This is a genomic window from Bacillus sp. AFS031507 (genome assembly GCF_002584635.1).
Lineage (GTDB): Bacteria > Bacillota > Bacilli > Bacillales > Cytobacillaceae > Neobacillus.
The window spans coordinates 1-10,846 of sequence record NZ_NUOW01000038.1; the positions used below are offsets into that span (position 1 = coordinate 1).

The window sequence follows — 10,846 nt, forward strand, 5'->3', positions numbered from 1 at the left end:
AAACAGCTAACGAAAAATCGAGAACTACCTAAAATAGAAGATACAAAGTATCGCCGAGTCCTTTTAGCTCCCATTGTCGCGCACAATGAGGCTAAAAGGGCAGTGGCGTAGTGCCTATGATTGGGCTGCGGTATGTGGTGTTTACTACATGTCGTAATGAACTGGAGAAGTAGTAAGACCTGGAAGCCCCGGCCGAAAGGCGGCTTTGAAGAAGGTTTAAAAAAGAATCCCCTGGATTTATCCATGGGGCGAAGTCAAGTTTGGCTGTTGGGATATACGGCATTATGGGAGGATTCCTACAAATTAATTAAACTAACGTGGCAGTTTAGTTTAACAACCCTTCCTCAATATTCCATTAGCTTATAAACTCTTTCATCTATAAAATTAACTTACAGATGTTTTAAATAGGAAGAGGGAAAAAATTGCAATGTCAAAGAAAATTATTCCTTTTATCGTTATTGAGTAGCTTTTTAGTTATTTTAAATGGCTTTTTTCAATGGAATATTGTTAAAATAATAACGCCATTTTTAATGTTATCATTTTGGTTAGCGTTGTTTGTTTTTTTTATTGTGATTACCGTTCAATCCATGGTTCAACTGATCAAATATAAAAATTGGAAGCCATTCACAATCCATGCTATCACTCCTCGGGGTCACCCATTATCACTCTGGGAACATAGAAGAAGCAGCGCAATTTTTTCTCCTCGGTTCGGAACCGTCAGACTGACGTCTGTATTCCCACATCAAATCTCTAATCGAACTCGGTAGGATGGTTCAGGCGAAGCAGCTCCTCGGTACCTTTTTAGAAGAGGACATTATAAATTAAGGAGTTACTATGAATATAGAAAAATTGGAATATCTATTAGAGGTTGCAAGAACAGGATCTTATTCGGCTGCTGCTCAGAATCTACATGTGAGCCAGTCTGGTATTAGTCAGTCTATTTTAAATGTAGAAAAAGAATTAGGTGTTAAAATATTTCATCGTTCACGTCAAGGCGTGATTCCGACGGATGAAGGAAAGAAGGTTATTAGAAAAGCTTATGAAATATTAAATAAATTTCAAGAGTTAAAGGATGAAATCAATCCTGATGTAGATAAAAATACAGGAGAATTAAAAATTTCCACGGCAGCAGGATTTATTAAAACATTACTAAAACCTCTTGCTTTCATTAAAAATGAAAATCCTAGTGTAAATATTGATGTTTCAGAGAAATCAACACTTAATGTAATTGAAGATATCGTGCAAGAACAAAGTGAGATCGGTCTTATAGGGGTATATGGGGATGTAATCAAAAATAGAGACGGTATTATTTGCGAGATATTGCTTGAAGGAAAAATGGTTGTATATGTTAATAATCAATCTCCATTAGTTTTTTATGAGAGTATAACCCCTCAAGAATTACTTAAACAACCTCTACTTTTATATACTGGAGATTATTTGAAATGGTTCACTCATAATTTCCAAGAAAAACATGGACCTTTAAATATTGTTTTTACAACAAATGAAACGGATGTCATTTTTAAAGCTGCTCTTGAAGGATTAGGAATTTTTTTGGCTCCTAATTTCTATTCGAAATTGGTACCTAATATAAAGTCTGGAGAAATAGTACCTATTGATTTAGTTAATCATGAATCTCTTTCGGTATCTTTTGGTTTGATCCGTTCAAAGAAGAGAAATTTGTCTTTACATGCTAAGAAATTTATAAAGGCTCTTAAATTGGAACTAGAAAACATATTATCGGCAGATGTTGGTAATTAGACTTTATGTCTAAAAATTTTAATAAGTCGTATTAAAAGAAGAACTTCTAAAGCATTTTGAGGAAGAAATACTAGTCATTTCTACTTTCAATCACAAAAACTTATTGAACAATCGAAAATTCTAATTTTAAATTTAATTAACTTATGAATATAATAAAGTTATGGAATCTGAATAATTAGAAAATAATCTATGAGTAATAACGAGGGGGCTATCTAAGAAAAGTACAAAATCACAATTAAGGATATTTTTCAAAAAAATACAGTAGCGAGATAGTTGTTCAATAGGTTATGAATTGGGAAGGGGTATGATTTTTGTGAAATCAACAAAAAACGTAGTAGATAAAACACCAACTTATATAATTGACGCAAATTTATACTATAAGTCTAATTTAGTATATAGCATAGGTATTCAAGCATTTTTATATGGATTTCCCCTTGTAGATATGGCTAGAAATATGCAAGGCTCATTAAAAAAAGCGCCTTTAAATAGTTTCTATCATGAAAGAAAGTTAGCAGACGAACATTTTAGAGATTGGGTGAGGCCAAATAATGATACAATGTATTCCATAGCTTGGTTAGATTTATCCAAAGGACCAGTAGTCTTATCTATTCCAGAAGCTGAACAAGGAAGATATTTCACCTTCCAATTTTTAGATGCTTACACAAATTCATTTCGATATATTGGAACACGAACAAATGAAACGAGTGCAGGGGAATATATCATTGTAGGACCAAATGGGGGAGAGGAATTAGCCGAGGGAACAAAGGTAGTTTATTCGCCTACAAATATGGTATGGATTCTTGGACGCACGTTAGTGGATGGAGAAAAAGATGTACCAAATGTAATTGCAATTCAAGACAACTATAAATTGACACCTTATAGTCAAAGTCAAGAAATACCACACATAGATCTACCTGAAATTTTAGATCGCGAGTTAAATGATCCAGTTGAATTTTTTGAAATCATGACGAAGGCGATGAAGTTAAATCCTGGTACAATAGAAGATGAGGGGATTATATCTCAATTTAAATTAATTGGCATTGATCCAGAGACAGGATTTCAAGGAATGGAAGACCCAGTGATTAAGGATGGATTAACGAAAGCATTTAAAGATGCAAAAGAAATACTAATAAAATCTAGATCTGATATGTCAAAATTATTTAATAATTGGGCAATCTACAATAATGTAGGAAGTTATGGGACTGATTATTTATCTAGAGCAGTAGTTTCATATTACGGAATAGGAGCAATTAATCCGGAAGAGGGAATTTATTCAGGTGCACTGATTGATAGTACAAGAAAACCTTTAAGTGGAGAGAACCAATATGTTATCCATTTTGATCAAGATAATTTGCCACCTGCTCATGCATTTTGGTCAATATGTATGTATGGAGAAGATCAATTTTTTATAGCAAATCCTATCAATCGCTATTCGATGGGTGACCGTACAGAGGGGCTGCAATATAATTCAGATGGTTCACTAGATCTTTATATACAAAACACCCCTCCGGTAGAGACTGAATCAAATTGGCTACCAGCACCTAAAGGTAATTTTACTCTTGTTTTAAGAACATTTTTACCGAAACAAATCTTTATTGATCGAAAGTATCAATTGCCTTTCATTCAAAAAATAATATGAAATCGTCACAGCAAAATCAAACCATACCTCAAAACGAACAAACCGATTGATCTACCTCCTGTCAATTAGAAAATGGGCAGTTTTAGTTGTTTACAATGTAAATCCTTCTTGAACTAACGCGTGCTTGAGTTTAAGATCATAGCTGTCATTGAGGCAGCTTTTTCTTGTTGAACTAACGAAGCAGTTTAGCATTCCTGTAGATCGTTAAATATCAGGTTTGAAAAAAATAGAGCCCCTCAGTAAGATACGAGTATAGAGTCCAATCTAACTCAAAGTCTTAAGGAGGAAGCCCTACTTTGAATTTTAAAATGCAAGGCAAACAAAATCAACTAATAGAAAGAATTTCCAATACACATCTAATGGTTGGTGTGGATATAGCCCAACAATTACACGTTGCACGAGCTGTTAACTTCCGTGGAATTATAGTTGGAGATCCTCTTACATTTGAAAATAATGAAGAGGGGTTTGGAAAACTATTAAATTGGATTCAACACTTACAAAGACTAAAAAACTTAAATTCAACAATAGTAGGTATGGAGCCTACAGGGCATTACTGGATTAACCTATCAAAATGGTTATATAACCAAAATATTGAGGTAGTAACAGTCAATCCCCACTTAGTAAAAAGGAATAAAGAAAATCGTGATAATACTCAATCTAAGAGTGATAAAAAAGATGCCCTCGTTATCGCGGATATGGTCAAAAACGGCTACTATTCCTTTATTCGCCCATCATCAGAATCATTTGAGAAACTTAGAGTGCTAATGTCTGATCGTGATGTGATTGTAAAGCGTCTCGTAATGTCTATTAATCAAATAAATCGATGGGTAGATGTTGTCTTTCCAGAGCTGAGACAAGTGTTTAAAGATGTTTCGTGTAAAAGGGCCATCGCAACCCTTCGTTTGTTTCCAACTCCAGATGAAATATCTTCAATGGAGCCACTAGATGTCATGAGGGGATGGAAGTCATTAATGAAAAGGCAACCAGGACCTAAAAAAGCTCAATTACTGATCAATCTAGCCAAATCTTCTATTGGAACTGGACAAGCACTTGATGCTTATAAATTCCATCCAGAACAATTATTAGAAGAATATGACCTCGCTGTAAAACAACTCGAAAGAGTTGAACAACAAGTTAAAGAAGTGCTCAACAAAATACCATTTGCAAAAAAACTACTTATGATTAAAGAAGCGAACCCAAATAAAAAAACAAGGCACTTAATTTAAATAAGTGCCTTGTTACATCAAAAACTAGTTCTATGATTGAAATACCTTACAATATTTATTAGCTCATACTTTTTTCTTTTGGTGTATTAATGTTTTTAATTCCTGCTTTTTTATGCAACCACTCGTAAATGATTGGGATGATAATAAAGCTGTTAATTGTTGATGTTACCATACCTCCAATTACCACAATACCGAGGGTTTGAGAAATAACCGTATCCGTATTATGTGAAAATGCAAGTGGGAACAATGTAAGGACTGTCGCTGCTGCTGTCATTAAGATTGGTCTAATCCTTGAAAGACTACCATTCAACACAGCTTCTTTAACAGGCATTCCCTCTTTTCGATTTCTTTCGATTTTGTCAATTAACACAATACCGTTTGTTACAACAATACCTGTAAGCATTAGAATTCCGATTAAGGCAGCCAAATTCCATTCGCCGTGGAATAGAATTAATGCTATCACGACACCACTTAAAGCAAGTGGGATACTTAAAAGTACTGATAATGGAGCTTTCCATCCTTTGAAAATTGTAGAAGTAATGAGCAAAACTAAAAGGATAGAAAATGCTACGGCAACGGACATATCGAAAATCATTTGTTTTACTTGTTCAGTGATTCCTCCTAATGAATAGGTTACATCTTTAGGAAGTTTCAAGCTGCTTAGAGCTTTATCTGCTTCGCCTGACACTTTGCTAATATCATTCGATGTAATCTGTGCTGTTACAAGAGAGAATGGTTGACCATCTCGTTCACTAATCGTTGAAGCAGACTGGTCTTTTGTAATCTTTGCTAGTTGGTCAAAACGGACCATTTCACCATTGTTCCCATTAAACGTTTCAGCAGCAAGAGATGCTAAAACATCATCCGCAGAAGCATTTAACGTAATTGTAGAGTTTGCTCCTGTTGCAATTTGATCTAAATATTGGTCCACAGGAAGGGCTTTATGATCAACTGTAATCGTTGCGTCCTTAGATGAAGACATGTAACGATTAACAACGGTCAGAATGTCAGCAACTTTAACCCCTATATCCTGAATTGCTTTTTGGTCAAATGTAACTTTGTATTTTGGTGAACCATTCGTTAAATCTACTTTTCCATCGACACTTAGGTTTGAAATTTTTGATAAGTTCGTTCTTGCTTCTTGAGCTACTTGATCCAAAGTTGCTTGGTCTGAACCAGTAAACAGGATACGCATTTGTGAATCATCACCAGAAATGTTCTGGCTTGTTACGGTATAAATAACATCATCTTTAGATAATGACGGAAGCTGCTTTTGCAATTCTTGAATAACAGAGTCTGCATCCTTGTCGTTTTTCAAAACAACAGATAAATTGGCGACATTTGGATAGGTTATAAAACCTCCACCTTGGTCAAACACGTCATCACTTTGTGGTGTCATGGTGGAACCAAAATTGGAAGAATACGCATCGACTTTTGGATTTTCTTTTAATGCTTTTTCGATTTTTTGGACTTCAGAATCCACTTGAACTAACGTGCTTCCTTTTGGCAATTCTGCTTTAATGGCAATTTGTCCAATTTTCCCGCCAGGTAATAAACTTACTGGAAGAAACGCAGAATAGATACCAGCAGCTAAGAAGACTAAAATAGAAACAATAATCATTGCTTTTTTATGTTTAAAGGCAGATTGCAAGATTGGTTTCATTTTTGAATCGAGTTTGACCGTTTGTTTTTCCCCGTTTCCACCTTTCCATCCCATAAAAGCAAGTGCAGGGATGACAAGCATCGCAACAAAGAATGAAATGATTAATGCAATTACGACTGACCAGGCAAATCCACTGTAAGATGCACTGATTACGCCGCCAACAAAGGCGATTGGAATATAAACTGCAATCGTTGTTAACGTAGAACCTAATATCGCAGGAATCATTTCTATTACAGATGATGCAAGAATGGAAAGCAGAGGTTTATCTTTCGATTCTTCCCGTTTTCGATACATGTTGTCCAAGATAACAATGGAATCATCGACAATACGCCCCATCGCTACAATCAAACCAGAAACCGTTAATATGTTTAACGTGATACCCATTGACTTTAAGAAAGCAGTTGTAGCTAACAATGAAATTGGCAGCGAAATAGCAATTAATAATGTGCTTCTAACATTTCGGAAGAAGAAGAACACACAGATCATTGAGAATAAACATCCAAGTAGTCCTTCTCGAACTAATCCGAAAAGAGAACTGTTTAATTCTTTTTCTCGGTCAAGTAAAACTTGGAACGAAACATCTTTTGGATTTACCGTATCCAAGTGAAGGTGTGAAACACGGTCCTTTACTTGAGCTGCAACATCCGTGATATTTGCCGATGGTGTTTTGATTACATTTAAAGTAACACTTGGTGCTCCCTTTGTTCTGGAGACGGTTTTAACGTCATTTAAGGAATGCGTTATGGTACCAAATGCTGAAACAGGAATTACTTTTCCTTCCTTATTCTGAATCGTTGCGTTTGCCATGTCCTGTGGAGTCAATTGTAATCCATCAAAAGATACTGGTATTGATAATTGGTTGTTTACAATAGTCCCCTGTGGCATTGATGGAACAGCCAAAGCAAACGATTTATTCACATCATCCAATGTTAATCCGTTTTTCACTAGGTCTTTCATGCGGACAGTTAATACATATCCATCTTTTGCTCCCCCAATTGCGGATACATCCGCTACACCAGGAACAGATTTTAATTGTTTAACAATTTCTTGTGTTGCAGTAGAACGTAAAGTTTGTTCATCCAATTTTGAACTTGTTACGCTGTAAGTTAAAATTGGGAATGAACTAGTGGTTAAACGTGTTACCGACGGCGTGCTTGTAATCGTTGACGGAAGATCTGCATTAGCCAACGCTTTGTTTACTTGATCTTCTACCATTTTCATGTCTGTATCCATAGGGAAATACAAACTCATAAACAATCCGCCATCATAAGATGTGCTTTCCACATTAGAAAGTCCGTCTACTACTTTGACAGCACTTGCCAAATTATCGGTTACTTGCTGTTTAACTTGTGCTGCTTGATAACCAGGCACTCTCATACTAACTGAAAGAGTAGTATTGTTAATCCCAGGCAAATAATCTCGTTGCATTTGGAAAGCGGAAATACCTCCCCAAGCCAAGATGATAACAACACACACAATCATAAGAATGGCTCTTTGCATGGTTGCTTCTACTAATTTTTTCATTGCTTTGCCCCCAAAATCTTTTTATATAAATTAAACCCAAATAACCTTATAGTTTTCTGTGGTGAATTCAAGAATGGTACTGCAATCAAATTGGGCAATTTAAAGTATACAAAACCAACTTGTACCTTCCCTGAATAAAACATTAAAAATTCATGAAGATGCAAAATGAATATTTGGTCAGGACCGTTTTTATTTTGAATCTTAAGGCAAGTGATTTACTGAGTGGCTTATGTATTTAGTGCAGTGTGAGGCACAGGGATTGTTTTTCCTTTGAATCTCCTGCATTTTAAATTTGGTTAAAATCAATATCAAAAAATAAGAAATTTGTGCAGGTAGAACAAAATTTTTTTCATTCTATATCATGTCTTTTTAAGAATAGCGGAAGAATATATAGAAAATGCTACTTAAGTGCAGATGATTTGTCATCGTCAGGGGGTCTACCTTGTTCAATTAGATAGTAAAAGCTGTACCCAATTTATTTACGATTGGAAATTTATTATGCGGTGTTCTTTCAATTACTTTTAATATGAGTGGCTTTTTAGAAGTAGCCTCCATTTTTATTTTCTTTTCGGCTATTTTAGATCTTCTTGACGGAATGGTTGCGAGAAAATTAAAAGTGTTCAGTGAATTTGGCGTAGAATTGGATTCCTTAGCTGATATTGTTAGTTTCGGAGTTGCTCCAGCACTTTTATTTCATTCGTTAGCAGCACCATCAATTTTAACTTCTTTGGCGTTTATCCTTTTCCCAACGATGGGGGCAATAAGATTAGCTAAGTTTAGTGTTAAACCAACCATTGGGTATTTTAAAGGTTTACCCATTTCAGCTGCTGGATTGCCATTGGCTGGTATGGGATTCTTTTTATATAGCAATGCATGGATTACCTTATTCCTCGCTCTGTTAATGGTAAGTCCAATTAAGGTTAAAAAACTTAAATTTTAATATCCATTGTAAAAAAGCTGGTAACCTTTTCGAAGGGATTAGCTTTTTTATTTTATCCATCAACCTTTTTGTTCTCTTAAAACCAGATTAAGAATTCATTAATATGGAAATTGAATTCATTTATCGTGCTACATTGTATTTAGAACTAAATTTGAATTGACTTTAGTGTTTCTTTTTATAAATATTGGAGGCATAATTATGTCACATTTAATCACTTTATTTGAACAGCACAGTTATCTGATTCTATTTACAGGAATCTTTCTAGAGCTTTTGGCCCTACCTATTTCAGGCGAATTGTTAATGAGCTACGCTGGTTATTTTGTATTTCAGGGTAAAATGAATTACATTTTTGCTCTCCTGACAGTCTTTGTTTCAGGCGGTGCGGGAATTACTGCAACTTATTGGATTGGTAAGGCAGGAGGATATAAATTGATTGAAAAATACGGAAAGTATATCCACCTGGGACCAGAAAGATATGAAAAAACCGCCGCTTGGTTTGAACAATCTGGCAGCAAACTGTTGGTCTTTGCTTATTTCATTCCAGGGATTAGGCATTTCACTGGTTATATTTCGGGTATTTCAAGAATGCCTTTTCGAAAATTTATTATTCCTGCTTATACAGGTTCATTTTTATGGGGATTTTGTTTTATTACCCTAGGAAAAGTATTGGGACCTCGTTGGGAGGCCTTTCATCAAGCAGCAAGTAAATATTTCATTATATTTATTATTGTTTTTGTTATATTTTTGGCAGTTTTTTTGTCCTATCGGTTTTATAAGAATCAAATCAAGGACTTTTTTATTCGTTTCATACAACGGTTGTTGAATCATCTAAAAACCATTAGAAAAATAGAGATCTTTCTTATTTTTCTCACTTTAGTGTTAATCGGTATGGTTACCTTGATGCTGGGAATGGCTCAAGACTATTTATATAACGACTTTGCTCAGTTTAATGAAATAGCAGAATATATGGTCAAGTCTGTTATTTATATGAGTTGGATGAAAGGGTTTTTAGTATTCCAACCTCCGTTTGCACTTGCTAGCATTATTACGATAACCATCATTCGAATTTGGAAAAAGGGACGGAACAGGGTTCTTGAATATCTTCTTCTTGGGGTTTCCATAGGGGGTGCAAGACCCTTTCATGATGCCATAATTAAAACATTTTCATACCTTCAATCATTCGGGTTTGTAGGAAAATTTCATTCCACAAATTTTCCTGACATAAATGCTACGATTATGATTATCGTTTACGGAACCTGTTTGTTTTTACTTGTCCGTCATTCGAAAAACAAGTATTTACCCTTATTTGGTCCTTTATTTGGATTAATTTTATTAATAAGTCTGGCGGTTGTAAATATTGCTTCTGCCCATAACCTTCCAAGTGATATTGTGGGTGGTTATGTATATGGCTGTGTATGGATATTTTTTAACTTCTTGTTGTTTGAAATGCTACGGCTTGTTTTGGACAGGCATTAAAGTAGAGTATGATTAATGCTTTAGTTGTAGAAGGGGCGAATGTGAAGTGAAAACGCATATTTTAGTAATCGAGGATGAAACTCAAATTGCTCGTGCCTTAAAAGTGGAATTGGAGTATGAGGGTTTTCAAGTAACAGTAGAACATGATGGTAAAGCAGGATTAGAAACCGCCTTACAATCCGAAATCGACTTGATTTTATTGGATGTGATGTTGCCTGGGTTAAGTGGAATCGAGGTACTAAGGAGATTTAGAAAGGAAAACAGTAATACTCCTGTTATTCTTTTGACAGCTCGAAATACAACATGGCAGGGTTTAGTGGCAATCATTTGGTGCTTTTACAGCTTTTGGTGTGAGTAGTTTACTCGCAATTATTTCTGCATTGCTAATGTTCATCCTTCGTATATAACTGGGGTGAAAAAAATGAACCTAAAAATAAATAACTTGCTCTTAAGTTTGATTTATATTTGAAAATTACAACGATAGTACTTGTTTCAGGTGTAAGGTTTACACCGCGTTGTAATATCAAAATATTAATGGTAGCTTACTCTCTTTTTATGCGAAAAAAGAAATAAGCAGATTGTGAAGAAATGTACTTAAAGTAACGGGTGCGTTAGTTGTG

General features: G+C 35.0%; 5 protein-coding genes and 2 pseudogenes. 6 read left to right on the top strand and 1 reads right to left on the bottom strand.

Translation table 11 applies throughout. The features are described from left to right. The first annotated feature begins 834 nt into the window (after positions 1-834). The 3 genes and pseudogenes from COE25_RS26095 to COE25_RS26105 all read left to right on the top strand — a co-directional run. Complete coding sequence (locus tag COE25_RS26095) at positions 835-1,758, top strand: LysR family transcriptional regulator (RefSeq protein WP_098934704.1); 924 nt, start codon at positions 835-837, stop codon at positions 1,756-1,758. 313 nt (positions 1,759-2,071) lie between these two features. Next, a complete protein-coding gene (locus tag COE25_RS26100) occupies positions 2,072-3,397 on the top strand; it encodes a DUF1254 domain-containing protein (RefSeq protein WP_180247610.1) in 1,326 nt (441 codons plus the stop codon). Between the two features lie 296 nt (positions 3,398-3,693). Then, a pseudogene (locus COE25_RS26105) lies at positions 3,694-4,584 on the top strand (IS110 family transposase); the annotation flags it as partial. 97 nt (positions 4,585-4,681) lie between these two features. Here COE25_RS26105 and COE25_RS26110 read toward each other — a convergent pair. Beyond that, positions 4,682-7,810 carry an efflux RND transporter permease subunit gene (locus COE25_RS26110; protein ID WP_098934706.1) on the bottom strand — a complete coding sequence of 1,043 codons (3,129 nt, stop codon included), beginning with the start codon at positions 7,808-7,810 and terminating at the stop codon, positions 4,682-4,684. 454 nt (positions 7,811-8,264) lie between these two features. Between COE25_RS26110 and pssA the strand changes: the two genes are divergently transcribed. The 3 genes and pseudogenes from pssA to COE25_RS26125 all read left to right on the top strand — a co-directional run. Then, on the top strand, positions 8,265-8,750 hold the full coding sequence (pssA, locus tag COE25_RS26115; protein WP_098934707.1) for a CDP-diacylglycerol--serine O-phosphatidyltransferase: 486 nt from the start codon (positions 8,265-8,267) through the stop codon (positions 8,748-8,750). A 198-nt stretch (positions 8,751-8,948) separates the two neighbouring features. Next, positions 8,949-10,226, top strand: coding sequence for a DedA family protein (locus COE25_RS26120; RefSeq protein ID WP_098934708.1), 1,278 nt, complete (start codon positions 8,949-8,951; stop codon positions 10,224-10,226). 46 nt (positions 10,227-10,272) lie between these two features. Next, positions 10,273-10,527 (top strand): annotated as a pseudogene (locus COE25_RS26125) (response regulator); the annotation flags it as partial. Between the last annotated feature and the right edge of the window lie 319 nt (positions 10,528-10,846).

Excerpts from the sequence above, each read along its gene's own strand:
- COE25_RS26120 (WP_098934708.1), top strand. The coding sequence starts at position 8,949 with ATGTCACATTTAATCACTTTATTTGAACAGCACAGTTATCTGATTCTA.
- COE25_RS26110 (WP_098934706.1), bottom strand. The coding sequence starts at position 7,810 with ATGAAAAAATTAGTAGAAGCAACCATGCAAAGAGCCATTCTTATGATT.
- COE25_RS26095 (WP_098934704.1), top strand. The coding sequence starts at position 835 with ATGAATATAGAAAAATTGGAATATCTATTAGAGGTTGCAAGAACAGGA.